The organism is Pseudomyxococcus flavus (genome assembly GCF_050038885.1).
In the GTDB taxonomy this organism is placed as follows: domain Bacteria; phylum Myxococcota; class Myxococcia; order Myxococcales; family Myxococcaceae; genus Myxococcus; species Myxococcus flavus.
Window position 1 is genome coordinate 3842893 of the sequence record NZ_CP143624.1, and the last position, 23349, is coordinate 3866241.

Genomic DNA, 23349 nt, shown 5'->3' on the forward strand with positions numbered 1-23349 from the left:
CACACTTGTGCCCGAATTTACCTTTCGGGCGTAAAATTACGGCAGGACGCAACAATTCGGACCGTATGCCGAAAATCATTTTCGTCCGGCGGAATTAATCCTCCGCGGACGGAGCGAAGCTCGGTATCACGCAAACCGGTGTCCCCCGACACCCCTCGTCCGAAACCAGGTCAGTCCCATGCTCGACATTGCGCCCGCGTCCGCGAACTCCGCTGTTGCCCCTGCTTCCGCCTGGGCTCCGCCGGGGCCGACGCTGCAGACGCTGACGGGCCTGGCGCCGCACACGGTGCTGACGCACGCGGACCTCTACCCGCGCATCTGCGTGCGCGACCCGTACTTCGCCCTCAAGGACGTGACGGTGATGGGGGAGGGGGAGGTGGTGGCGCGCATCCCCGTGCAGCAGGACCCGGACGCGGAGGCGGGCCCCATCGGCCTGGGCGAGGCGGGGCGGCACCTGGCCATCCTGGGCTCGTGCGCGTCCGCGCTGATGGCGGCCAAGGACGGGCAGCACTTCTACCTGGCGTGCGGCGCGCGCGGGCAGTGGCTGCGCCCCGAGCCCATGACCCGCGCCACGGATTTGCTGTGGGGGCTGGCGAAGGCGGAGTTCACCGGCCGCCGCACGGCCACGGCGCGCACCCTGCTGTCGCTGCCGGACGGCACGCCCTTCTTCCGGCTGGAGGTGGACTACAACGTGCTGTCGGCCGCGGCCTTCACGCGCCTGTTCGGTGAGGCGCGGGTGGACATGCGCCGCGAGCCGCGCCGCGACGACGGCGTGCAGCGCTCTCCCGAGGAGTGGGCGAAGCTGCGGCAGAACCCCTACAGCAAGCCGCTGGCGCTGCGCGACTGGCGGCCGGACGGCGAGAGCCTGTCGGCCACGCTGGGGCCGGTGACGGCGGAGATGTGCAAGGGGCACTTCGCGCTGCACCCGGTGATGCCGGTGGCGGTGGTGGCCAGCGGCATGACGCGCGTGGCGACCACGCTGCTGCGCCGGCTGGAGGGCGCGCCCTGGGCCCGTTGTGTCGCCAGGAGCGTGCGCCTGTCGGCGGACAGCCTGGCCTACGCGGGCCAGACGGTGACCTTCGGTGCGCACCGCCGCTCGCACGACGGCGACGCGCATGCCTTCACCTGCCAGGCCTCGGTGGGCGAGCGCGTCGTCGCCGAGCTGGACGTCACCTATACCCGCGTGGACTGAGCGCGGGCGCCGGCTCCCACTGGATGTCGTAATCCGCGCTGTCGATGCCTCGCGGCGTCGCCCGCGCGGTGCCGCGCAGGCCCAGGACCTTCAACGCGCCGGTGAGGATGCCCTCGTGGTAGGCGGGCGGCAGCATGTCCCGGCGCACGTGCAGGGTGCCGGAGCAGGGGCCGGTGGGGACGTACTCGCGGCTGCCGTAGCTGACGGCCGCGCTGTAGCCCATCTGCGCTCCGGCGAAGAGCTTGTGCGGGTCCCCCCGGGAGATGATGCCGAAGATGAGCATGCCCGGCCCCGAGGAGAAGCGCGCCACGTCCCGCTCGCCGCAGGCGTGGAAGACGGCGTCCTCGGCGCCCAGCAGGGACTCGAGCGCGTCCGCCGCTCGGTAGAGCAGCGTCAGGAAGTCGCGTGCCGGGTACGTGAGCAGGTCCGAGTACGCCGCGGTGAGCGCGCCCTCGCGCACCGCTTCCAGCGCCGCCAGCCCGGCCCGCTGCTGCACCAGGCCGAGCACCGACTTGAAGAACAGGCCGCGCACCGAGTCACCGGGTTGCGCGGCGGCGATGCGGGCCGCGAGCTCCGTCTTGTTGGACGGCATGGGGCGACTCCTCACACCTCGTCGAGCAGCACCGGGGCGAAGCCCGCGGCATCACACGAGGCCAGCACATAGCGTACGCCGCCGCGCTCGCCCGTGAATCCGGCGGCGATGCCGGCCGCGTGCAGGTGGCCATAGACGCACACCTTCGGCTGGAAGGCTTCGATGGGCCCGCTGAAGGCGGTGGACTTCTCGTTCGCGTACACCGGCGGGAAGTGCACCGCCACCACGCGCACCAGGGGCGAGGGGCTGGCCGCCTCCTTCTTCTTGGCGTCCTCGATGGACGCCGTCAGCCGGCGCGTCTCGCGCTCCACGTAGCCGGTGTCCGCCGCCTCGTCGCCCATCTCTCCGCCGGGCATGGGGGGCGCCTCGGGCGCGGTCCACAGGCGGCTGCCCGCAATCACCCAAGGGCCCATGACGACGGCGTTGTTGTGGAGGAAGCCCTCCAGGGTGCGGAACGGCTCCAGCAGCTTGCGCAGCTTGGAGGCGGAGTCGCCCCACCAGTAGTCATGGTTGCCGCGCACCAGCACCTTGCGGCCCGGGCGCGCGTCCAGCCATGCCAGGTCGTCCATCACCTCGTGCGCCCGCGTGGCCCAGGAGATGTCTCCGGCGACGATGACCACGTCTTCCGGGGCCACCCGCTCGTCCCAGGCCCGCTGCAGCGGCAGCGGGTGCTCGTTCCACCCGAAGCGGTGCATGTCCTTCTGTCGCGTGGAGGGTAGGTGGGTGTCGCCGATTCCGAAGAGCCGCATGGCCCCCTCATAGCGGAAGCCCTCGCCCCTGTCGGCCCCTGCGTCCCCGTCCTGGCGTCCGCATCCCTCCCGGCCGACAACGTGTGTGTCCGGTGTCCCGCCAAAAAGCGAGAAGCGCTGGAATGAGAGTAAAGAATATTTACGTATGGCTGTCTCGAAACGCGCCAGTGCGACATGGGCTGGCCAGTTCTGGGGCTGGAATACGCAGGCATACATGTCGGGTCTGCCTGATTCCAAGGGGTTGGAGTGTCGCCTCGCGGTGTCGGCGGCGGATTTCTTGACGGGAGGGTGGTGCATGGATGCTCCACCTGCGTCTCCGGAAATGAAGTGTTCCCTGGGAAGGCACGGCTGGCATGCATGGTGCTGGTGGGCCGCTCCCTGCGCCGCTCCCGAGGACGGGAGCGACCGTGGAGCTGCTGACCCCCCTTCAAGGAGTTTCCATGCACGTGTTGCGCAAGACGTTCGCGGCGACGGCCGCGGCCATGGCCCTGTCCGCCTGTGGCCCCCAGCCCGAAGCGTCTCCGGAAGAGACGGCCCCTGAGTCGCAGGTTCCCGCGGGCGTGGCGGACGACGCCGCCCGCGCCGTGGCCGACGCGGCCCGCCGCACGCCCAACGAGCTGGACGCGCTGTTCGCCAAGGCGGCGGCGGAGTTCAACGTCCCGGCGAGCCTGCTCAAGGCCATCTCCTACGCGGAGACGCGCTGGGAGCACGTCAAGGGTGAGGAGGAGTTCGAGGGCCGTCCGGCGGCCTTCGGTCTGCTGGCCCTGCGCGGCCAGCACATCACCGACGGCGCGGCCCTGGCGGGCGTGTCCGCGGACGCGGTGCGTGACGAGCCGCTGGCCAACCTGCGCGCGGGCGCCGCGCTGCTGTCGAAGTTCGCGGACGAGGCGGGCATCGACCGCCAGGACCTGGGCGCGTGGGCTCCGGTGGTCGTGCGCCTGACGGACATCTCCGACCCGGACATCCAGGCGCACTACGTCCACAACGACGTGTACGCGGTGCTGCGCGAGGGCGCCGGCGCGTTCACGCCGGCGGGCAAGGTGGCGGTGTCGCTGGAGGCCACCCCCGTCGAGGCGAAGTTCGCCCTGCCGAAGATGCAGGCCCTGGCGGCCGGTCCCGACTACGCGGCCTCCATCTGGCGCCCGTCGCCCAACTACAACGCGCGGCCCTCCGGCATGGGCCAGCAGATGGTCATCATCCACACCTGCGAGGGTGGTTACTCCGGGTGCTGGAGCTGGCTGACCAACTCCTCCGCGGGCGTGAGCGCGCACTACGTGGTCAACGAGAGCGGCACCGAGGTGTCCCAGCTCGTGCGTGAGACGAGCCGCGCCTGGCACGTGGGCGCTGCCTACCGCAGCAGCCTCAACGGCGGCGTCAAGTCGAACCTCAACGGCCGGTCGACGAACGACTTCTCCATCGGCATCGAGCACGGCGGCTACGCCAGCTCGGCCTCGTTCTCCACGGGGATGATCAACACCTCCGCCAGGCTGACGTGCGACATCACCCGGGACCGGGGCATCCCCCGCGACAGCTACCACATCGTGGCGCACGCCCGGCTGCAGCCGGAGAACCGCACGGACCCGGGCCGCAACTGGCCGTGGACCACCTACATCAACCAGATTCGCAGCTACTGTGGTGACGGCGGCGGCACGAACCCCGTCATCGTCGTGGACAGCAACAACGCCAACAACGACTCGAGCAAGGGCTACATCGCGGTGCCGTCGACCTGGGCGCGTGGCACCAGCGCGGGCTACTACGGCAACGACTACTACTTCGCCTCCACGCAGCCCATCTCCGAGCCGGCCGTGTTCCACTTCCACATGCCGTCGGCGGGCCGCCGGACCATCCAGGCCTGGTGGGTGCAGGGCACCAACCGCTCTCCCGCGGCGCCCTTCATCATCACCCACACGGGTGGCAACAGCACGGTGACGGTGAACCAGCAGACCAACGGCAGCAGGTGGGTCACCCTGGGCACCTACGACTTCGCCGCGGGCTGGAACAAGGTGCAGCTGAGCCGCTGGGCCAGCGAGGGCTACGTCGTCATGGCGGACGCCATCCGGATTCAGTGAGGTGATGATGCGGGGCCTTGAACGGCTTCAGCGTTCCTGGCCGTGGCGGGCGCGGTGTCTGACCGCGCTCGCCGTGCTCGGTGTCGGGTGCTCCGGCCGGTGTGGCGGGACGTCCGGCGCCGGGCCGCTGTCTCAGGAGGAGGCTCGCGCCATTCCGGGCGTGGTCATCTTCTTGTCGGAGCGGGCAGGGCAGAAGGATGTCTGGAAGGTGAGTCCAGACGGGGTGGAGACGCAGGTGACGCGCGGCGAGGAGGACGAGTATCCCGGTCCCGTGTCGCCGGACGGCACGTCACTGCTCATCATCTCCGCGACGGAGGAGGGTGGGCTGCACCGCCAGCAGATGCGCGTGCTGCCGCTGGATGGCAAGGGCCCGGCGGTGCCGCTGCACCCGCCCCGGGCGCGGGCGCGCAATGCGAGCTGGGCGCCGGACGGCACCTGGCTGGTGGCCGAGTCCGACGCCCAGGGCTTCAGCGACGTGGTGCGCCTGGAGCCCCGCGAGGGCGTGCCCGAGGTGCGCCTCACGCAGGTGCCGCAGGGCTGCTTCGAGCCGGCGGTGTCTCCGGATGGCAAGGAGGTGGCCTTCGTGTGCAGCCGCGAGGGCGACCCCGAGGTCTACGTGGTGAACGCGGACGGAAGCGGTGAGCGCCGACTCACCTTCTTCCACCATGAGGACCGCACGCCGAAGTGGAGCCCGGACGGGAAGTGGCTCGTCATCGTCAGCGACCGGGAGCGCAAGGACCGGCTGTACTTCCTCCGTCCGGATGGCTCGGACCTGCGCGCCGTGTCAGGTGACTCCTTCGCTGGCGACGAGCGCGAGGCCGCCTGGAGCCCGGATGGGCAGCGGCTGGCCTACGTGAGCCGCCTGCCGGATGGGAACACCCGCATCTGGGTGGTGCCGGTGACGGGCGGCGCGCCGGTGGCGCTGACGGACGGCAAGCACCGGGACGACATGCCCGCGTGGAGCCCGGACGGGAAGTACCTGGCGTTCGTGTCCGAGCGCCAGGGCGACACGGACGTGTACCTGATGCGCGCGGACGGCTCCGGGCAGACGCGGCTCACGAGCGCGAAGGGGGCGGACTGGCTGCCTCGCTGGACGGCGACGCGCTGAGGGCGGAGCCGCCTGTCGCCGCCGGGGCCGAGCTGCCCGGTGGCGGCAGCGGACGCTCACCGGGGGGCTCCACCGGCAGGCAGAAGCTGAAGGTGGAGCCCTTGCCGGGCTCGCTCTCCACCCAGATGCGTCCGCCATGGGCCTCGATGATGAGGCGGCTGATGTAGAGCCCCAGGCCCAGGCCCTTCGCGTCCATCACCCCGCTCTTCCGCGTGCGGTAGTACTTGTCGAAGACGTGCGCGGCGTCCTCCGGTGTCAGGCCGGCCCCCCGGTCCGTCACGGACACCACCACCTGCCCCTGCTCGAGCCAGGCGCGCACGATGATGGGCTGCCCGTCCGGGCTGTACTTGGCGGCGTTGCTCAGCAGGTTGGCGCACACCCGCTCCAGCCGCGCCGCGTCCACCCAGACCGGGGGGAGCGGGCCCTGGACCTCCAGGTGGAAGCGCTCGCGGGCGTCGGGGGGCACGTCGCGCTCCATCACCCCCTCGAGGAAGTGCACCAGGTCCCGAGGCTCGCGCCGCAGCGTCTCCCGCTGGGACTCCAGCCGCGAGCCCTCCAGGAGTTCTTCAATCATGGCGCTCATCCAGACCACGCTGCGCTGGATGGACTCCGTCATCGCTTCCTCCCGCTCGAGGTCTCGCTTGTGCAGGGCGCGCTTGAGCTGCTCGACGCGCAGGCTGATGGTGTGGAGCGGGTTGCGCAGGTCGTGCGAGATGAGGCTGACGTACTCCTCCCGCAGTCGCTCCAGCTCGTGGCGCGTCGTCAGGTCCTGCATGGTGCAGACGACACCGCGCACCCCGCCGCCGGGGCCATAGACGGGCGCCGCCGTCACCAGCACGGGCACCCGCTGCCCGTCAGGACGCGCGATGAGGAGCTCTTCGGGGCCTACGAGCTGGCCCGTGTTCAGCGCGCGGACGATGGGCAGTTCCTCGCTCCGGACCGGCTTGCCGTCGGGCGTGAGCAGGACCTGCAGGTACCAGCTCTGCTCCAGGTTCCGGATGGGGCGCCCGAGCAGCTGCTCCGTCACGAGATTGGCCACCAGCTCATCATGGTCGGGCTCGAAGAAGAGGATGCCCACGGGCGTATGGTCCAGCAGCGCCTGGACCTGGCTGCGCTGCAGCTCCGCCTCCTCGCGGGCCCGCTGCACGCGGGCGAGGAACCGCTCCCGCTCCGTCACGTCCCGGAGGACGGCGAGCGTGCCCACCCCATCCGGGCCTGAAAAGGGGCTCAGCCGGACCTCCAGCGATACCTGGCTGCCGTCCTTGCGCTGACCGCTGATGGCTCGCTCGCCGTGCAGGGGCGCCAGGCCTTGGCCACCGAAGAGTCCCTCGGGCACCAGCACTTCGACTTCGCGGCCCAGCAGCTCCTCACGGCGGTAGCCGAAGACCCGCTCCGCCTCCGCGTTGACGAAGCGCAGCAGCCCTTGCGCATCCACGGTCAGCAGCGGGGCGGGCGTCGTCTCCAGCAATCCCCGGTAGCGGGCCTCGGAGGCCTCCAGCGCCAGGAGCGCCTGCTGGCGCCGGGTCTCGATGGCGTCCAGGGCCCGTCCGGACAGGAGCACGAGGGCCGTGCCGCCCACGCTGACGAAGGTGGCGAAGATGGGGAGCTTCGCCTCCAGGTTGATGGCCTTTATCTCGTAGAGGAGCATCAGCGCGATGCCCAGCAGCGACGGGCCGAGCAGCGCCATGGGTACCAGCCGGCGCGCGACGAAGCCGCCGAGCGAGTCGCGGGTGATGCGGCTCACCAGGCCCAGCTCCGGCCGCGCGCAGAGCGTCCCCATCCCCATCAGCGTCATCGTCAGCGCGGTGGGCAGGCCCATGCTGCGCTCGGCGAGGAAGGGCAGGGTGCCCACCACCAGCAAGGGGCCCATCAGCAGGCCGTTGAGGCCCAGGGTCGAGCTCACCAGTGACAGCGAGACCAGCGTGTCCCGGAGACGGACGTGCCGAGGGGTGCCCAGGAGCGCGAGGGCCAGGCCCAGCAACGTCATGCAGGTGGCGGTGAGGGGCGACGGCCGGGGCAGTGACGAGAACTGCTCGTCGAGCAGGCGCAGCATCACGTGCTCCAGCCCCGCATCCCAGCCAGTCACGTCGCGGACGAGGCTCAGCGCGCCGATGACCAGCATCACGAGCGCACCGGCGATGGCCAGGGCCTCCCGGTGGCGGAAGGGACGCGACGTCAGGCGCAGGCCGAGCGAGGCGCCGCCGAACACCATGGCCACGCCCGTCGTCGGCGTCAGGGGGATGCCGGCCACGCCGGGCCTCAACATCTCCACATCCAGCGCCCAGCCCACGAGGTACAGGCAGCCCACGAGAGGAGCCCCCAGCGCGGCGAGCCATGAAATCCCACGGGCCATGGCCGCGCTGCGACGCTGAGGTCTCCAGCACTCGTTCATCGTGGCGTCCCCCCAGGAACGCACAGGCGCTCTCCCGCGACACACCGCTCCGAGGCCCCCGGTCGCGACGCTCCAGCCACAGATGCGTCAGGCCCCTGCCTGCCGGCATCGACCGAGAGTGCGGCAGGGTGGACAGGGAGGGACGATTGGGGGCACCACCAGACATCTGGCTCGGGCCTCAGGTGCCTTCCACGGAACATGGGGCCGACCACCGCCTGGGGCACCAGGCCCCGAGCAGTCGTGTCGCGAGCGGATGGCGCGGCGCTGACTAGGGAGGCGGGTAGAGGCCGGGATGGAGGGTGAGCACCAGCCCCCATCCCGGGGCCACGCCGACGTTGCGCGGGACGTAGCCCTCCAGGCCCTCGACGGACAGGAGGAAGGTGTCCGCGTCCAGGCCCGAGTGGACGTAGACGAACAGGCCGTCCGGCCCGGTCCCCGCCTGGCCTGCGGTGCTGAAGTCCGCGGAGGGGTAGTAGATGCGTCCAGCCAGGTCCTCGCGGTCAGGGGCCACCTTCGCGCCCGCGACGGGCAGGCCGGCCGCGTCCACCACGCGGCCCAGCACGAAGCCCGCGTCACGCAGCGTGCCCGCCTGGTTGGCGGTGTGCCCCCGGATGGTGCCCTCGCCTACCGCGACGCTGAGCGCGTTGTGGAAGGCCTCCGGCAGGGCCCACACGCGGACGTCGATGAGGTCGGTGCGGGGACGCGCGCCCGTGAAGGCGGCGTCGTAGACGACGGTATGCGCGCGCACGAGCCCGGCGGCCTCCACGCCGGCGACGAGGCTCAGGTGCATCTCCCGCACGGGCACGTCGCTGATGGTGAAGGTCCCATCCTCGGACACCGGCGAGGTGCCGAAGGTGGCGTTGGGGTCGTTGACCGCCAGCCGCAAGGGCTCGGCGAGGGTGAGGGGCGCCGCCGCCAGTGACGGTGTCGAAAGCCCGCGGGCCTCGAGCAGCCTCCGGGCCTCGGGCAGCAGGTCCACGCTGCCGCTCACGCCGATGCGGAGGTTGTCCAGGTCCACGGTCTCGGCGTCCTCGGTCTGGACGCCGGGGTCGGGTGTGGAGTCGCCAGGGCCGCAGCCCGGTGAAAGTCCCAGCAGGACACATGAGAGCATCAGGAGAGGACGCTTCATCGAGGGCAAGCTCCTCACGGCCCCGCGGAGCGGCAATCCACGCCCCCGCGGTTCGTCCCCTGGTCGACGCCGCGATGACGCCTGCCATGGGCTCCGAGCGCGATGTGCTGTCCGAAAAACGTCAACGCCGCGCCCCGGAGTGGGACGCGGCGTCGTTCACGATGCGGCGAGCTGTCGTCGCGGTGCTCAGCGCCAGCGGCCGTTGCCGCTGGAGGAACCCGAGCGTCCGGGCGGAGGCGAGCCGGAGCCCGAGGATGACTTCCCGCCGCCGCTGCTGCCACCGCGGCCCCAGCCTCCGCCGGAGCTGGACCCCGAGCTGCTGCTGCCGGAGCTGCTGTTCCCGCGTCCCCACCCACCGCTCGAGCTGGAGCGGGAGCCAGAGCCGCTGGAGCTGCTGCCACTCGAGCTGCTGCCGCTGTTGCTGCTGGAGCCGTTGCTGCTCCCCCAGCGGTTGCCGCTGGGGTTCTTGTCGTCATCATCCCGCGACGTGTTGCTGCGCGCGGGGCGCCCCGCGGGCGGGCTGTTCCGGCCGCTTCCGGAGTTGCTGCTGGACGAGCCGCTGAAGGACCGGCCCGGAGGCGGAGCGCTGCTGCTGGGGCGGGTGTTGCCGGGACGGGTGTTGCCGGGGCGGTTTCCCCAGCTGCCGTTCGAGCTGTGGCCCTGGCTGCGCGAAGGCTGCGTGCTCCACTGCCTTCCCCCCGGCGGAGACCGCGTGCCGCCGTAGGTGTTGCCAGGCATGCCGGGACGGGCGGGGCGCGTCGCCGGACGCACGTAGCCGTAGCCCGCCGAAGCGCTGTGCGTGCGGCTCCACACGTAGCCGCGGTTGCGCTCGTACCGGTAGAGGTTGCCCACCGTCGGGTAGTAGTCGTGGGAGTGGCGCCCGCGCAGGTTGCAGATGCCGCCGTGCGCGTGGGGGTGGTCGTTCCAGTACCAGACCACCGAGGGACCCTGGTAGTAGTACGCGTTGTCCGAGTAGACGTAGTACGTCGTGGTCGGCTGGTATTCGTGGACGTGGACGTGCGAGTACGGGCACCAGCCGCCGCCATAGTCGTCAGGGATGGGGTGGTCGCTCGAGTAGCTGTACTCGATGACATCCACGGGCACGTGATGCGCCGGGCCGTGGACGTGGGCGACACAGCCAGTGCCCATCATCAGGGCAATCGGAACGGCGAGGGCAAGCAGGCGGCGCATGTGATGATTCTCCTGGGCGGGAGTGGACTGGCGAGACGTCCACCTTGCGGCCACACGAGGGAGACGGACGGGCCTGGAGAAAATTCACGCCCGGATCCACGCGGCTTCCGGATGCCCGCCGCCACCACGATAGCGCCGCCGTCCGCTGGTGGACACTTCCGGGGTGGTGTAGGGGGAGATGTGCGTGCTGCCCGTCCAGAGCGAGGCGCCGCACGAGGGGAGACGCACCATGTCGGAGATTGAGTCCGGAGCGGGCGCGAGCTGTCCGCTTCATCCGGAGTTCCAGGCGGTGAGCACCTGCTCTCGCTGCGGCAACTTCATGTGCCGCACGTGCGGCGAGGGTGGCTCGCAAGCCTGGTGTCCGGCCTGCCGTGAGCGCGCAGGCGTGGGGCAGTCGTTCGCGCTGACCCGGGAGAACTGGAGCATCTCCGGGCTGCTGGAGCTGTCGTGGGCCGGCTTCAAGCGCGAGTGGGTGATGCTCTGCGTGGGCGTGCTCATCGTCCTGGCCGCATCGTTCGCGGGGCAGGTCTTCTCGCAGATCTTCTCGCTCATCGGTGGCGCGGTGGACAACCTCGCCGTCACCATCCTGGCCGTCGTCCTGGGGATGGTCGCGTCCTACGTCATCCAGGGCGCCGTGACGCTGGGCTTCTTGCGGATGAGCATGGACGTGCTCAACGGTCAGCGCGCGGAGCTGGGGCGGGTGTTCAGCCAGTTCGGCAAGGTGCTGCCCTACCTGGGCGCGCTGCTGCTCTCCTTCGTGCTCATCGTCCCGCTGCTGGTGCTCATCGTCGTGGGCGCGGTGGGCGCGGGCCTGGCGACGGGCACCGTGTCCTATGAGCAGCTGACGGCGCTGGCGGACCTGACGGGGGGAGAGCTGGACGCGGCCGTGCGCTCCCTGGCGCCCGGCTTCGCGGTGATGGGCGTCACGGCCCTCGCGCTCTACATCTTCCCGGGCGCGTGGCTGCTCACGCCGCTGGTCCTGATGCAGCCCGAAATGGCCCGGACCGAGTCGCCCGGCGCGGTGGAGACGCTGCGCCGCTGCTTCGTCTACGCGAAGGGCCAGCGGCTGGCCATCGTGGGGACGTTGTTGCTGGGCGGCGTGATGCTGACCGCGGGTGTCTTCGCCTGCTGCGTGGGCTGGATTCCCGCCCTGGGCCTCTTCCAGTTGATGCTGGCCGGGCTCCACCTGGCGCTCAGCAACGGCGCCGAGGAGGCCTGAGCCGCGGTCCACGCGGGGCCCGCCGCGCACGGTGCGCGGCGCCCCGGGACGCGCGAGGCCTCAGTGCACGACGCGGTCGGGAGAGCCCGAGCGGGGCACGGACACCTTGCCCAGGCACGCGAGGATGTGCTCGCGGTACTCGGCCAGCTCGCGCAGGCCGCACAGCATCCACCGGCCGCCGATGACGAGCGTGGGCACGCCGCGCACGCCGCGGTTGGACGCGTCGCGGTGCTCGTCGAGGATGAGGCGCCGCGTCTCCTCCGAGCGGAAGGCGGCGGAGAACTCGTTCATCGCCAGGCCCACGCGCGAGGCCAGCTCGAAGACGACGTCCGTGCGGGACACGTTGACGCCCTGCTCCAGCGCCGCGCGCTGCATGGCCCGGGCGAGGAACGCGCGGGCCTGTGGACCCTGGAGCCGCGCCGCCTCGAGCGCCGCCAGCGCCGGCACGCTGGTGCGCGGCGGATCTCCGCCGAGCCACAGGTCCGTCGACAGCAGGCGCGCGGCGGCGTCCGGCTCGCGCTGCGCGCGCTCGACTTCCTCCACCAGCGCGCGTTGTTCTCGCGCGGTGGGCAGGACGTCGTGAACACGCAGGGGATAGGGCCTGACGCTCCAGCGAACGGCGTCGCCCAGCTCCTGTCGCAAGACCTCCAGGCGGAGGTCGGCGAGGTAGCACCAGGCACACAGCACGTCCTGGTAGACGGTGATCTGCAGCGGCTTGTGCAGCGTTTTCATTTGAGGGCCGCCAGATTAGAGGGCCACCCGTGTCGCTGCCAACTCCTCAAGACCCACGGGCCGCGGATGCATTCCTGAGTTCCTGAGGAGCATGCAAGGTGCCTTGCCCCGGCTGCGTGTTCGCTCGGAAGCAGGCAAGCAACCTCACGCGACCGGGTTCACGCTCACCCGGTGCGCTTCGCCGCGGCATATGCCAGCGCGTGGTCGACGATGGCCCCCGCGATGTCCCTGCCGGTGGCGCGCTCCAGGCCCTCGAAGCCGGGGCTGGAGTTGATTTCCATCAGCCGGGGGCCCGCGCGGCCCTCCAGCATGTCCACGCCCGCGACCTCCAGGCCCACGATGCGTGCGGCCCGCACAGCGGCTTCCACGTACTGCGAGGACAGCTCGATGGCCTGCCCTTCGCCGCCGCGGTGGATGTTGGAGCGGAACTCGCCCGTCTTCGCCTTGCGGCGCATGGCGCCCACCACGCGGTCGCCCACCACGAGCGCCCGCACGTCCCGTCCCTCGCTCTCCGCGACGAACTCCTGGAGCACGATTTCCTGCCCCAGGTCCCAGAAGGTGTCGAGGATGGTCTGCACCTCCGGCAGCGTGTGGGCAATCATCACGCCCACGCCCTGGGTCCCCTTGATGAGCTTGATGATGACGGGCAGTCCGTTGACCTCCTCCACCAGCCGGCGCACGTTGCTGCGGTCGTGCGCCATGACGGTGCGAGGGATGTCCAGCCCGGAGCGCGACAGGTACTGCAGGGCGCGCAGCTTGTCGCGGCTGCGCGCGATGGACGTGGGCGGGTTGAGCACCGGCACGCCCATCATCTCGAAGTGGTTCACCACCGCGAGCCCGTAGGCGGTGATGGACGCGCCGATGCGCGGCACCACCACGTCCACGCCGCGCACCTCCACACCGCGGTACGTCATGCGCGGTGCGTCTTGCGCGAGCAGGAGGCAGCAACGCAGCGTGTCCAGCACCAGCGGGCGGTGGCCCCGCTCGCGGATGGCGGCCACCAGCCGCCGCGTCGAATACAGGGAGCGCTTGCGCGACAGGACGACCACCGTCCGCTTCGCACGCCCTCGGCGCGGGGGCCGCTCGGGATGCTCGGGTGCCTGGGGCCCGGGCAGGGCCGGGGCCTTCTTCGGCTTCACTTTTCGCGAGGGCATGGACGGGGCGCGAGAGCCTATCACGGACGCCCGCGAGAGGCGGGCCTCGTGGGGGGCGTTTGCTATCTTCGCGCGCAGATGAGTGCTCCCCCCCTGCACCCCGACGACATCCACACCAGTCCCGGCGACGTCGGACAAGACCTGAACCCCTCTCCGTTGCTGAGTGAGACACTCGTGGTGGACCCCCGCACCACGGTGAAGCTCCACAAGTGCCGCCTGTCCGTGTCCTCGGGGCCGGACACTGGCCGCTCCGTGGTGAGCGAGAAGGAGCGCCTGCGCTGCGGCGCGCATCCCGGCAACGACCTGGTGCTGGTGGAGGACCGCACCGCCAGCCGTCACCACTTCGAAATCCAATTCACGGAGCGTGGCTACCTGCTGGTGGACCTGGGCTCCACCAACGGCACCTTCCTGGACGGCCGCCGCATCGAGCGGGCCTACCTGTCACCGGGCTCGCAGATTCGCGCCGGCTCCTCGCTGCTGACCTTCGCGCCGCTGGACGAGGAGGTCACCATCGAGCCCGACCGCGAGGGCGAGCTGTGCGGCATGGTGGGGCAGAGCGTGAAGATGCGGCAGATATTCGGCCTCATCAAGAAGATCGCCCCCATGGACGTGTCCGTCATCATCCAGGGCGAGACGGGCACGGGGAAGGAGCTGGTGGCGCGCGCCATCCACGAGCTGTCCGGCCGCGCGAAGGGGCCCCTGGAGGTGCTGGACTGCGGCGCCATTCCGCCCAACCTCATCGAGAGCGAGCTGTTCGGCCACGAGAAGGGCGCCTTCACCGGCGCGGTGAGCGGGCGGCCCGGCGCCTTCGAGCGCGCGCACGGCGGCACCATCTTCCTGGACGAGCTGGGCGAGCTGCGGCTCGACCTGCAGCCCAAGCTGCTGCGCGTGCTGGAGAACCACGAGGTGCGGCGCGTGGGCGGCAACGACGTCATCGAGGTGGACTGCCGCGTCATCGCCGCCACCAACCGCGACCTGATGAAGGAGATTCAGGGCGGCGGCTTCCGCGAGGACCTCTACTTCCGCCTCTCCGTCATCACCATCCAGCTTCCGCCGCTGCGCCAGCGCCGGGATGACATCCCGCTCATTCTCAAGCGCGCGCTCGCGGACCCGGAGGTCGTCGGCAAGCACGGCAAGAAGCGCTTCTCCGCGGAGGCCCTGGGCCTGCTGATGTCCTATTCGTGGCCCGGAAACGTTCGCGAGCTGATGAACGTGTTGTCTCACGTGCTCACCTTCAGTGAGGGCGAGGAGATTCAACCCGTGCACCTGCCCCCCCGCGTGCGAGGCCAGGTCCGCGAGGGCCCGCTGCCCTTCAACGAGCACCTCTCCTTCAAGGACGCCAAGGAGCAGCTGCTGGAGAACTTCGAGCGCGAGTACGTCACCAGCGTTTTGACGCGCTGCGAAGGGAACCTGTCTCGCGCCGCCCGTGAGAGCGGGCTCCATCGGAAGTCAATTGAACGGCTGGTGAAGAAATACCAGCTGGATACAAAGGGGATGAAGTCGCGCTAGCCCCAGGTCCGAGCAACCGGGCGGTGTAACTCGGTTGTTTCAGTCCAGAAAAACGCGCTTGTCGCAAAGCCGTGTTCTCCTGGGCTCGATGCGCCGAACGCCCCGTCAAGTTGACGTATGTCCGATCGCGGCAGAATCCCCGGAACATACGCTCGCCATGAATTCACAGCGTCCGAGCCGCGGGAGGCAGTCCGGCCAGGCGATGGTGGAGGCGGCTCTGTCGCTTCCGCTCGTCGTGTTCCTGGTGTTGGGCACGCTCCAGCTCTTCTTGATGCTCCAGGCGCGCGTGCTGGCGCAGTACGCGGCCTTCCGGGCGACGCGTGCGGGCAGCGTCGCCCACGGCGAGTGCGAGCGGATGACCCACGCGGCCATCCTCTCGCTGTTGCCCTCGTTCCACTCCTTCGTCGGCATGCAGGTGCCGCAGGTCGGCGGTGAGCACGGCGGCGGCTTCGGCGCGCCCGAGCGGCTGGCGGCGGCCTTCGCGGCGCGGCGGGGGAATCGCTACCAGCCCGGGCTGGACGGTGTGCACACCGGCAGCATCGTGTGGATCAACCGCAGCCTGGCCGGCGGCGGCGTGGAGAGCCCGCAGGACCGCGGCTTCGACGACCCCGGTCACCTGCGGCGCCTGGAGGTGCGGCTCATCTACTGGTACCCCATGCGCATCCCGTTCGCGAACTGGGTGATGTCGCGGATGTTCCTCGCGCAGCTGGGCATCCAGGACTACACGGACGCCAACCCGCTGATACTCGCCGAGCGCCGGGCGAACTGGGGCACGGGTGAGTTCAGCGACCCCTACGAGCTCGCCGGCGACGTCCGCACCGAGCTGGCCGACCGCGTGGCCCGCCGCGAGTACGTGTTCCCGATTGAAACCAGCTTCACCATGCGAATGATGACGCCCGTCAAGGCGCGCCACTTCGCTTCCATGGACTGCCCCCGATGAAGCGCTCCCATTCTAGAGGCCAGACGCTGGTCCTGTTCGCCCTGGGCACGCTGCTCATGGTGCTGATGGTGACGCTGACGCTGTCCTTCACCATGAAGGTGCGTGAGCGCATCGAGGCCCAGACGGTGGCGGACGCCGCCGCCTTCTCCAACGCGGTGGCCACCGCGCGCACCTTCAACAACATCGCCATCATCAACCGCGTGCAGATTGCGCACGCGGTGGCGCAGGCGGGCGCGGCCAGCCTGGTGAGCTGGGCCAGCCTCTACCGCGCGCAGCTCAACGCCGCGCGCGGCGGCTACAGCGACTGGGAGTGGCCCTACCAGCTCAACGTCATCACCGGCTGCCCGTGCGCCTGGAAGAGCTCGTCCTGCCGTCGGCGCTGCCGCTGTGGCAACAAGGGCCTGCGCGACCTGAACCGCCTCCAGCGGGACCTGCGCACCGAGGACCAGCGCGTCGACGCCGTGTTCCAGGCATATGAGCCCATGTTCGCGCTCCAGATGCGCGGGCACCAGCTGGCGCAGAACGCGCTCTACCTCGCCCAGCAGCAGAACTACCAGGAGCTGAAGGACGCGGTGGACTCGCAGCGGTTCGCCAACCAGATTCTGTCCAACATCAACCCCGGCGCGAACCCCACCGATGCCGCGTGGCAGGTGCCTCCCATTGGCGGCGTCAACAACGATGAGCTCACCGGCGGGCTGGCCTGCACGAGCGGCGGCGCCGTGTGCGACGTGCCGGCCACGGTGCAGCACGCGGTGAACGCCGCCATGGGCAGCCGCGGCTTCCACTTCGTCACGTGGCGGCAGGACATGGACTACGTCGCGCACCTGGCGAACCTGGCGTGGGTCGTGCCGCCGCCGGACATGGTGCTGGTGGAGGTGGCGACGCAGGGCACGACGCACTTCGGCAAGAAGGGGCGGCAAATGCCGATGTTGCCGCCCTTCGCGCCCGCCATCACCGCCGAGGACGAGGGCAGCATCCTCTACCTCTACAATCACATTGCCAATGGCGGCGGCCCGCCGTGCCCCTCCGCCGTGGGCGGCACCGAGAGCGTCGAGGCGAGCCTGGTGACCTCGGGTGGCTTCATGCCCACGCCAGAGCACCGGTGGACGGGAGGCAGCGACCCCAGTCCCCGGATGCGGCACATGCTGATGCCCTGCATGAACCCGGTGTCGAGCTGCCCGGGCATCTGGCCGCTGTTCCTGGACTACAACCTGACCCAGTTGCTGGACGGCGGCGACAACAACTACGGCCAGCCCAAGAACTTCGCGGTGGTGCAGCGCAACCTGCGCACGCGCAGCCTGGACCCGTGGGACTACTCGTTCCGCTTCCGCTTCGAGCGGGGCAGCACCGGCACCCAGTTCGACAACCGCAGCTTCCAGATGGCGGATGGGACGCCCAACGATGTCCAGACGGCCATGGCCACGGGCATCGCCTACTTCCACCGCGGCCACAGCGTGGCGTTCCACCACTGGAGCGAGCCGCCCAACCTGCTCAATCCCTACTGGCGGGCCACGCTGGTGGCGGCGGACACGGATGAGTCCGGGCTCGACGATGCCGAGGAGACGCTCGGAATCAGCGCGCCGGCGGCCGCCCGGACGCTGCGGGCCCTGCGTGATGTGGGCTACAGGGGAATCCAATGATGAAGAAGACCCTTCGCGCCAGGCGGGCACGGGGCCAGTCGCTGGTCGAGGCGGCCCTGGGTGTCACGCTCTTCGTCACCGTCATCGCCTTCGGCATCCACTTCGCCGAGGTGGGCTTCCTGTCGTTGAAGGTGCAGGAGGCCGCCATCTCCGCGCTCTGGGACGGCACGCACGGGCAGATGCACTTCATCCCCGTGAACTACGACCCTGCGGGCGACTCCATGGATGATGCCGCGGAGGACGCGCAGGCGCGCTACGCGGACTTCAACGGCCTGTCGGCCACGGCGGGCGCGAGCATCACCCAGGCCCTGACCCGGGGCGACAACATGCGCGTCTCGTGTGAGATGGGCGTGGGTGTCGACTGGGGCGGCGCGGTGGTCACCCGGGCGGCGTATCGCGACAACGGAGGCACGGCGTGCCGCGCGTCCGCCAACCTGAGCGCGTGGCGCTTCCCCCGCTCGTTCCTCGACCAGGGCGAGGCGGGACTCTACCAGCAGCGGAACCTGGAGGATTCGCTCGCCAGCCTCCAGGTCTGCGCGGTGGGGCGTCCGGTGGGCGGCAACTGCCAGGGCAGCTACTCCATGCTCATCGACGACTGGGGCCTGGCCGGGGAGCTCGAGTCCGCCACCTGCAACATCCTCATGCAGGACCAGCTCCTGCCCTGCACCAACGCGCCGTACCACGCCACGGTGTTCAGCATCTACGCGCCCACGGTGCTCGCCATCCCGGGCGCGGCCAGCATGCTCGCCGAGCAGGCGCTCTTCTGGAACCCGCTGCCGCCCACGGCCCTGGCCATGGTGGGATTGGGCATGAAGGAGCGCACGATGTGGATCAGCGCCGCGGGCGAGGACGTCATCAACTTCAACCAGTTCCCCACCTTGATGGACCCCATCAACATGGGCATCTGGGGAACCTCGCCGGGCTCGGCGCTGGGTGGCATCACCACGGCGCCCTACGCGGCGGCCCACCTCCAGCGCTTCAGCAAGGGCGCTTGCTTCCTTGGAAAGGATTGCGACTGAGATGATTCGCTTCTCTGGTTGGATTCGACTCGCCCTGGTGTCGGCGGTGCTGTCGTCCCCGGCGGCGCTGGCGGGGCGGACCGAGTGTGAGGCGGACTGTGGCGGCAAGGCCGGGTCGACGCTGGCGGAGTGCACGGCCCGGTGCCCGAACAATGGCCGGGACGCAGCCTGCGCCTCGCGCTGTACCAGGAAGTTCCAGGAGCAGTTCGCGGCGTGTTCGAAGCGCTGCCCGCCCCGGGACAACATCGAGTCGCCTCGCAAGACGAGCACGCGCCCGCAGCCGCAGGAGTTCGATGTCCCAGCCGAGGACGTGGTCGTCGAGTAGCCAACGGGCCGGCGCGAGGGGGCGGCCACCATCGTGGAGTGACGGATGAAGCAGGTGCTGCAGGGGCTCCTGGCGGGAGCGCTGGTGTTGACGGCCACGGAGGTCCGCGCCCAGCGCCTGCCCTTCACATGGGACGTGCCCAAGGTGGTGGCGGTGGTGGACGTGCCTGGCACCATCATCTCCGAGGGCGTGCCGGTGCGGATGACCGCCGTGCTGAGCGCGGAGAAGCCCGAAATCATCGGGCAGCACCTGGTGTCGCGCTTCCAGGCCTGGGAGCTTCACGTGCCCAAGCCGTCGATGCAGCCGCAGCTGCTGCGCGAGACGATGATTACCGCGCTCGACACCAAGCAGTTCATCTCCTACACGGCCATCATCCAAGCCAACCCGGACGGCACCACCACCGTGTACATGGGTGAGGCGAACCTGGGGCAGGGACGGCAGGCTCAGGCGGCGGTAGCACCGGTGTTCCCCGGCGCGTCGGATACGGTGAAGGCCGAGGCCGAGTCGTCGCGCACCCTCACGTACGCCGTGGACGCCACCCAGGCGGAGGTGGAGGACTTCTACCGGACCGAGCTGGGCAAGCTGGGCTTCCGCGAAGAGGAGCCGCGTTTCTTCCGCTCGTCGAACGAGGAGCTCAAGCTGTCCTTCTCTCCCACGAAGGAGGGCAAGCTGGCGGTGGTGGTGGTGCGCAGGACGGTCGCCCAGGAGCCCACGAGTCCCACCGCGGATTGAAGACCCAGACGGGGCGTGTTACGGCCGCTGTCGACATGAGCGACACGCCCCCGAAGGAGAAGGACTTCAAGGATTCCGTCAACCTGCCTCGCACGGAGTTCCCCATGAAGGGGAACCTGGCGCAGCTCGAGCCTCGGATGCTCGGCTGGTGGGCGGAGCGGGGCATCTGGGGGAAGATTCTGGAGCAGAACGCGGGCGCCGAGCCCTTCGTCCTGCCCGACGGTCCGCCCTACGCGAACGGCCACCTGCACGCGGGCCACGCGCTCAACAAGATCCTCAAGGACATCGTGGTGAAGTACCGGAACATGTCCGGCCGCCGGTGTGAGTTCATCCCCGGCTGGGACACGCACGGCCTTCCCATCGAGCAGGCCGTGGAGAAGCGGCTGAAGGACAAGAAGATCGACAAGCGCACGCTGTCTCGCGACGCCTTCCTGGAGGCGTGCCGCGCCTATGCGCTGGAGTTCGTCGACATCCAGAAGGCCGAGTTCCAGCGCCTGGGCGTCTTCGGCTCGTGGGAGCAGCCGTACAAGACGCTCGACTTCGCCTTCGAGGCGCAGGAAATCAGGGAGCTGGCCACCTTCGCGAAGCGCGGCATGCTCTACCGCCGCAAGAAGCCGGTGTACTGGTGCTTGTACGACCAGACGGCGCTGGCCGAGGCGGAGGTGGAGTACGAGAACCACACCTCGCCGTCCGTGTACGTGGCCTTCCAGGCCGGTGCGGAGCTGGTGGAGCGGGTGCCCGCGCTGAAGGGCAAGGACGTGGCCTTCGTCATCTGGACGACCACGCCCTGGACGCTGCCGTCGAACCTGGCCGTCGCCGTCAACCCCGAGTTCGAGTACGTCTTCTACCAGCTCGGCGAGCGCGTCATCTGCGTGGCCCGGGAGCTGTTGCCCAAGGTGCTGGCGGAGGTGAAGGCGGACGAGCTGGCGGTGAAGCACGTGGAGCTGCCCGGCGGTGAGGTCTCCGCGGCGGCGCTGGTGGACCCCTCGCGCATCCTCGCGTACGCGCGCGGCGAGGAGCTGGAGCACCTGACGTACCAGCACCCGTTCTACGAGCGCCGCGGTCGCGTCATCCTGGGCGAGCACGTGACGCTGGATGCCGGTACGGGCCTGGTGCACACCGCGCCGGGGCACGGCCAGGAGGACTACGAGGTCGGCCTGAAGTACGGGCTGGACATCTACAACCCCGTGCGTCCGGACGGCCGCTACGACGACTCGGTGGGGCCGGTGCTGGAAGGCCGGCGCGTGTTCGAGGCGAACCCGGTCGTCATCCAGCTGCTGGTGGAGAGGGGCGCGCTGCTCAATGGCGCCACGGACACGGTGGCGCACACGTATCCGCACTGCTGGCGCTGCCGCAACCCGGTCATCCTGAGCGCGACGTACCAGTGGTTCATCCCCATGGACGCGCCGTTCCACGGGACGCAGACGTTCCGGCAGGTGGTGCTGGAGCAGGTGGACCAGGTGCAGTGGGTGCCCTCGTGGGGGCACAGCCGCATCCGCGGCATGCTGGAGACGCGGCCGGACTGGACCATCAGCCGGCAGCGGACGTGGGGCGTGCCCATCTGCATCGCCTACTGCGAGGGCTGCGAGGAGGCGGTGGTGTCGCCCGAGTTGATGGAGCGGGTGGCCGCGGCGGTGGAGAAGGAGGGCGTGGGCGTGTGGTACCGCACGCCGGTGAAGGACTTCCTGGGCGCGGACTTCCAGTGCCCGCGCTGCGGCAAGGGCGAGTTCCGCCGCGAGACGGACATCCTCGACGTGTGGTTCGACTCGGCGTGCATGTTCTCCGCGGTGCTGGAGAAGCGGCAGCGGATTCCAGCGGACCTCTTCCTGGAGGGCAGCGATCAGCACCGCGGCTGGTTCCATTCGTCCATGCTGGTGGCGGTGGGCACGCGCGACGTGTCGCCGTACAAGGCGTGTCTCACGCACGGCTTCGTGGTGGATGGCCAGGGCGAGAAGATGTCCAAGAGCCGCGGCAACGTGGTGGCGCCGGACAAGGTCATCCAGCAGTACGGCGCGGAGGTGCTGCGGCTGTGGGTGGCGGCCAGCGACTACCGCAACGACGTGCGCCTGTCGGACCAGATTCTCAAGGGCCTGTCGGAAGGCTACCGGAAGATTCGCAACACCATCCGCTACGCGCTGAGCAACCTCTACGACTTCGACCCGGCGAAGCACGCGGTGCCGGAGGCGGAGCTGCTGCCGCTGGACCGCTGGGCGCTGGGGCGCCTGGCGGAGGTGGTGGCGCGGGTGCGCAAGGCGTACGAGGACTACGAGTTCCACCTCGTCTACGCCACGGTGGTGGACTTCGTCGCCGGTGACTTGTCGGCGGTGTACTTCGACATCCTCAAGGACCGGCTCTACACGTGGCGCGCGGACGGGCAGCCCCGGCGCGGCGCGCAGACGGTGCTGTACGAGGTGGCCTCGGTGCTGCTGCGCCTCCTGGCGCCGGTGATGAGCTTCACGGCGGAGGAGGCGTGGCAGACGCTGCCGGGCAAGCCGGCGGAGAGCGTCTTCCTGGGCGGCTTCCCGACGGCGACGGCGAAGCTCGAGCCCGCGCTGGCCGAGCGCTACGCGAAGCTGTTCGCGGTGCGCGGCGCGGTGCAGGGCGTGCTGGAGGCGGCGCGGCGGGACAAGCGCATCGGCTCGTCGCTGGAGGCGCGGGTGGTGCTGACGGCGGAGGGCGCGGCGCGCGACTTCCTCCAGGCGCACCTGGCCGAGCTTCCGGGCCTCTTCATCACCAGCCAGGTGGAGCTGGCGGACGTGAAGGGCGACCAGGCCCAGGTGCTGGAGGTGGCGCAGGCCTTCGGCGAAGGCGTCCTCGTGACGGCCGAGGTGCTCCCGGCGCATGGCGCGAAGTGCCCGCGCTGCTGGACGTACTCGGAAGCGGTGGGGCAGGGCGGCGAGGTGTGCCTGAAGTGCCGCGACGCGCTGGCGGCCTGACGGGCCTCGCTGGCGGGCCCCTCCCCGGCGGATGTTGCCGGGGAGGGCATCACTTCAGGTGACGGCCGCGCTCAGTTCGCGCACTCGGGAATCTCCCGGTCGATGGCCGACTGGGAGTTGCAGTCCAGCACGCTGGCGAGCCCCGTCCGGGGCTCCACCATGATGAGGCTACGCGCCCGGCCTGACGTGAAGTCGAAGCGGAGGTTGCCCGGGGCCGCGGCATCCATCGCGACCACGTCATCGAGCGAGTCCCGCATGCAGCCCAGGTTGCCCGGGCGCACGGGGCGGCCGTTGCCGGGCAGGTAGCAGAGGCCGTGAATCGCCGCGGCGTTCATGGTGCGAGGAATGGCAATCTCCTCGCCCGTCTGGCTGCAGCACTCCGGGTCGGTACGGCAGGTGGTGTTCTCACAGTCCGCCGAGGGACAGCTCGCGTTGTCCCAGGTGTTGTCGCACGTGAGCTGCTCCCAGCGCGCAATCGTGCGCCGGGTGCCATCGCCCTGGTCCACGTTCTCGTCCACGACGATGCGGACGGGCTGGTTGCTGGAGATGGCGCGCTGCCGGGCTCGGAGCGTGGCAGCCCAGAGCTCGCGCGTGGCCTCGTTCTCGCGCTGGCGCTCGACCGGCGTCTGGATGCCCACCAGCGCCGCCGACAGCAGAACGGCGGCGATGGCCAGGGTGACCATCATCTCCAGCAAGGTGATTCCGCGTGAGTGCTTCATGT

General features: G+C 70.1%; 19 protein-coding genes. 11 read left to right on the top strand and 8 right to left on the bottom strand.

Translation table 11 applies throughout. From position 1 onward, the window contains the following. Window positions 1–178: 178 nt before the first annotated feature. Entirely contained in the window at window positions 179–1192 is a 1014-nt protein-coding gene (locus VZL07_RS16120; RefSeq protein ID WP_426756428.1) for a hypothetical protein, read from the top strand. Here the strand turns inward: VZL07_RS16120 and VZL07_RS16125 are convergent. Together VZL07_RS16125 and VZL07_RS16130 are read right to left on the bottom strand one after the other, a co-directional pair. After that, on the bottom strand, window positions 1170–1784 hold the full coding sequence (locus VZL07_RS16125; protein WP_426756429.1) for a TIGR02265 family protein: 615 nt from the start codon (window positions 1782–1784) through the stop codon (window positions 1170–1172). The two genes, VZL07_RS16120 and VZL07_RS16125, sit on opposite strands and share 23 nt — an antisense overlap. An 11-nt stretch (window positions 1785–1795) precedes the next feature. Next, a complete protein-coding gene (locus VZL07_RS16130; RefSeq protein WP_426756430.1) occupies window positions 1796–2533 on the bottom strand; it encodes a metallophosphoesterase in 738 nt (245 codons plus the stop codon). Between the two features lie 440 nt (window positions 2534–2973). On the opposite strand from VZL07_RS16130, the gene VZL07_RS16135 reads away from it, so the two are divergent. Beyond that, the gene (locus VZL07_RS16135; protein ID WP_426756431.1) at window positions 2974–4602 is read left to right on the top strand and encodes an N-acetylmuramoyl-L-alanine amidase; all 1629 of its coding nucleotides are present in this window, start codon (window positions 2974–2976) and stop codon (window positions 4600–4602) included. Window positions 4603–4609: 7 nt separating this feature from the next. Further along, window positions 4610–5710 carry a TolB family protein gene (locus tag VZL07_RS16140; RefSeq protein WP_426757299.1) on the top strand — a complete coding sequence of 367 codons (1101 nt, stop codon included), beginning with the start codon at window positions 4610–4612 and terminating at the stop codon, window positions 5708–5710. Here the strand turns inward: VZL07_RS16140 and VZL07_RS16145 are convergent. The 3 genes from VZL07_RS16145 to VZL07_RS16155 form a co-directional block, all read right to left on the bottom strand. Further along, entirely contained in the window at window positions 5658–8063 is a 2406-nt protein-coding gene (locus VZL07_RS16145) for a PAS domain-containing sensor histidine kinase (protein WP_426756432.1), read from the bottom strand. The genes VZL07_RS16140 and VZL07_RS16145 overlap by 53 nt on opposite strands. 307 nt (window positions 8064–8370) lie before the next feature. Then, on the bottom strand, window positions 8371–9231 hold the full coding sequence (locus tag VZL07_RS16150; protein WP_426756433.1) for a carboxypeptidase regulatory-like domain-containing protein: 861 nt from the start codon (window positions 9229–9231) through the stop codon (window positions 8371–8373). Between the two features lie 186 nt (window positions 9232–9417). Continuing rightward, window positions 9418–10422 carry a hypothetical protein gene (locus VZL07_RS16155; protein ID WP_426756434.1) on the bottom strand — a complete coding sequence of 335 codons (1005 nt, stop codon included), beginning with the start codon at window positions 10420–10422 and terminating at the stop codon, window positions 9418–9420. A gap of 229 nt (window positions 10423–10651) precedes the next feature. Here VZL07_RS16155 and VZL07_RS16160 point away from each other — a divergent pair, with 229 nt between their 5' ends. Next, window positions 10652–11641 (top strand): hypothetical protein, encoded by a 990-nt coding sequence (locus tag VZL07_RS16160; RefSeq protein WP_426756435.1) that lies wholly within the window; start codon window positions 10652–10654, stop codon window positions 11639–11641. Window positions 11642–11701: 60 nt separating this feature from the next. Here the strand turns inward: VZL07_RS16160 and VZL07_RS16165 are convergent, their stop codons facing one another. Next, window positions 11702–12373, bottom strand: a complete 672-nt coding sequence (locus VZL07_RS16165) for a DsbA family oxidoreductase (protein WP_426756436.1) — start codon at window positions 12371–12373, stop codon at window positions 11702–11704. A 164-nt stretch (window positions 12374–12537) separates the two neighbouring features. Beyond that, window positions 12538–13527 (bottom strand): ATP-grasp domain-containing protein, encoded by a 990-nt coding sequence (locus VZL07_RS16170; protein ID WP_426756437.1) that lies wholly within the window; start codon window positions 13525–13527, stop codon window positions 12538–12540. A 78-nt stretch (window positions 13528–13605) separates the two neighbouring features. Here VZL07_RS16170 and VZL07_RS16175 point away from each other — a divergent pair, with 78 nt between their 5' ends. The 7 genes from VZL07_RS16175 (at window position 13606) to ileS (ending at window position 22628) form a co-directional block, all read left to right on the top strand. Beyond that, window positions 13606–15036 (top strand): sigma 54-interacting transcriptional regulator, encoded by a 1431-nt coding sequence (locus VZL07_RS16175; RefSeq protein WP_426756438.1) that lies wholly within the window; start codon window positions 13606–13608, stop codon window positions 15034–15036. Window positions 15037–15193: 157 nt separating this feature from the next. Continuing rightward, entirely contained in the window at window positions 15194–15976 is a 783-nt protein-coding gene (locus tag VZL07_RS16180; protein WP_426756439.1) for a TadE/TadG family type IV pilus assembly protein, read from the top strand. Beyond that, on the top strand, window positions 15973–17616 hold the full coding sequence (locus VZL07_RS16185) for a Tad domain-containing protein (protein ID WP_426756440.1): 1644 nt from the start codon (window positions 15973–15975) through the stop codon (window positions 17614–17616). The genes VZL07_RS16180 and VZL07_RS16185 overlap by 4 nt, the downstream gene beginning before the upstream one ends. Continuing rightward, window positions 17616–18635, top strand: coding sequence for a pilus assembly protein (locus tag VZL07_RS16190; protein WP_426757300.1), 1020 nt, complete (start codon window positions 17616–17618; stop codon window positions 18633–18635). The genes VZL07_RS16185 and VZL07_RS16190 overlap by 1 nt, the downstream gene beginning before the upstream one ends. 1 nt (window position 18636) lies before the next feature. After that, window positions 18637–18960: a hypothetical protein gene (locus tag VZL07_RS16195; protein ID WP_426756441.1), complete on the top strand. Its 324-nt coding sequence runs from the start codon at window positions 18637–18639 to the stop codon at window positions 18958–18960. 45 nt (window positions 18961–19005) lie between these two features. Then, on the top strand, window positions 19006–19692 hold the full coding sequence (locus tag VZL07_RS16200) for a hypothetical protein (RefSeq protein WP_426756442.1): 687 nt from the start codon (window positions 19006–19008) through the stop codon (window positions 19690–19692). Window positions 19693–19727: 35 nt separating this feature from the next. Beyond that, entirely contained in the window at window positions 19728–22628 is a 2901-nt protein-coding gene (ileS, locus tag VZL07_RS16205) for an isoleucine--tRNA ligase (RefSeq protein WP_426756443.1), read from the top strand. A gap of 71 nt (window positions 22629–22699) precedes the next feature. Here ileS and VZL07_RS16210 read toward each other — a convergent pair whose 3' ends face one another. Next, window positions 22700–23347: a pilus assembly FimT family protein gene (locus tag VZL07_RS16210; protein WP_426756444.1), complete on the bottom strand. Its 648-nt coding sequence runs from the start codon at window positions 23345–23347 to the stop codon at window positions 22700–22702. Between the last annotated feature and the right edge of the window lie 2 nt (window positions 23348–23349).

Coding starts and splice junctions, on each gene's coding strand:
- VZL07_RS16120 (WP_426756428.1), top strand. CDS start 179: ATGCTCGACATTGCGCCCGCGTCCGCGAACTCCGCTGTTGCCCCTGCT.
- VZL07_RS16125 (WP_426756429.1), bottom strand. CDS start 1,784: ATGCCGTCCAACAAGACGGAGCTCGCGGCCCGCATCGCCGCCGCGCAA.
- VZL07_RS16130 (WP_426756430.1), bottom strand. CDS start 2,533: ATGCGGCTCTTCGGAATCGGCGACACCCACCTACCCTCCACGCGACAG.
- VZL07_RS16135 (WP_426756431.1), top strand. CDS start 2,974: ATGCACGTGTTGCGCAAGACGTTCGCGGCGACGGCCGCGGCCATGGCC.
- VZL07_RS16140 (WP_426757299.1), top strand. CDS start 4,610: ATGCGGGGCCTTGAACGGCTTCAGCGTTCCTGGCCGTGGCGGGCGCGG.
- VZL07_RS16145 (WP_426756432.1), bottom strand. CDS start 8,063: ATGGCCCGTGGGATTTCATGGCTCGCCGCGCTGGGGGCTCCTCTCGTG.
- VZL07_RS16150 (WP_426756433.1), bottom strand. CDS start 9,231: ATGAAGCGTCCTCTCCTGATGCTCTCATGTGTCCTGCTGGGACTTTCA.
- VZL07_RS16155 (WP_426756434.1), bottom strand. CDS start 10,422: ATGCGCCGCCTGCTTGCCCTCGCCGTTCCGATTGCCCTGATGATGGGC.
- VZL07_RS16160 (WP_426756435.1), top strand. CDS start 10,652: ATGTCGGAGATTGAGTCCGGAGCGGGCGCGAGCTGTCCGCTTCATCCG.
- VZL07_RS16165 (WP_426756436.1), bottom strand. CDS start 12,373: ATGAAAACGCTGCACAAGCCGCTGCAGATCACCGTCTACCAGGACGTG.
- VZL07_RS16170 (WP_426756437.1), bottom strand. CDS start 13,527: ATGCCCTCGCGAAAAGTGAAGCCGAAGAAGGCCCCGGCCCTGCCCGGG.
- VZL07_RS16175 (WP_426756438.1), top strand. CDS start 13,606: ATGAGTGCTCCCCCCCTGCACCCCGACGACATCCACACCAGTCCCGGC.
- VZL07_RS16180 (WP_426756439.1), top strand. CDS start 15,194: ATGAATTCACAGCGTCCGAGCCGCGGGAGGCAGTCCGGCCAGGCGATG.
- VZL07_RS16185 (WP_426756440.1), top strand. CDS start 15,973: ATGAAGCGCTCCCATTCTAGAGGCCAGACGCTGGTCCTGTTCGCCCTG.
- VZL07_RS16190 (WP_426757300.1), top strand. CDS start 17,616: ATGAAGAAGACCCTTCGCGCCAGGCGGGCACGGGGCCAGTCGCTGGTC.
- VZL07_RS16195 (WP_426756441.1), top strand. CDS start 18,637: ATGATTCGCTTCTCTGGTTGGATTCGACTCGCCCTGGTGTCGGCGGTG.
- VZL07_RS16200 (WP_426756442.1), top strand. CDS start 19,006: ATGAAGCAGGTGCTGCAGGGGCTCCTGGCGGGAGCGCTGGTGTTGACG.
- ileS (WP_426756443.1), top strand. CDS start 19,728: ATGAGCGACACGCCCCCGAAGGAGAAGGACTTCAAGGATTCCGTCAAC.
- VZL07_RS16210 (WP_426756444.1), bottom strand. CDS start 23,347: ATGAAGCACTCACGCGGAATCACCTTGCTGGAGATGATGGTCACCCTG.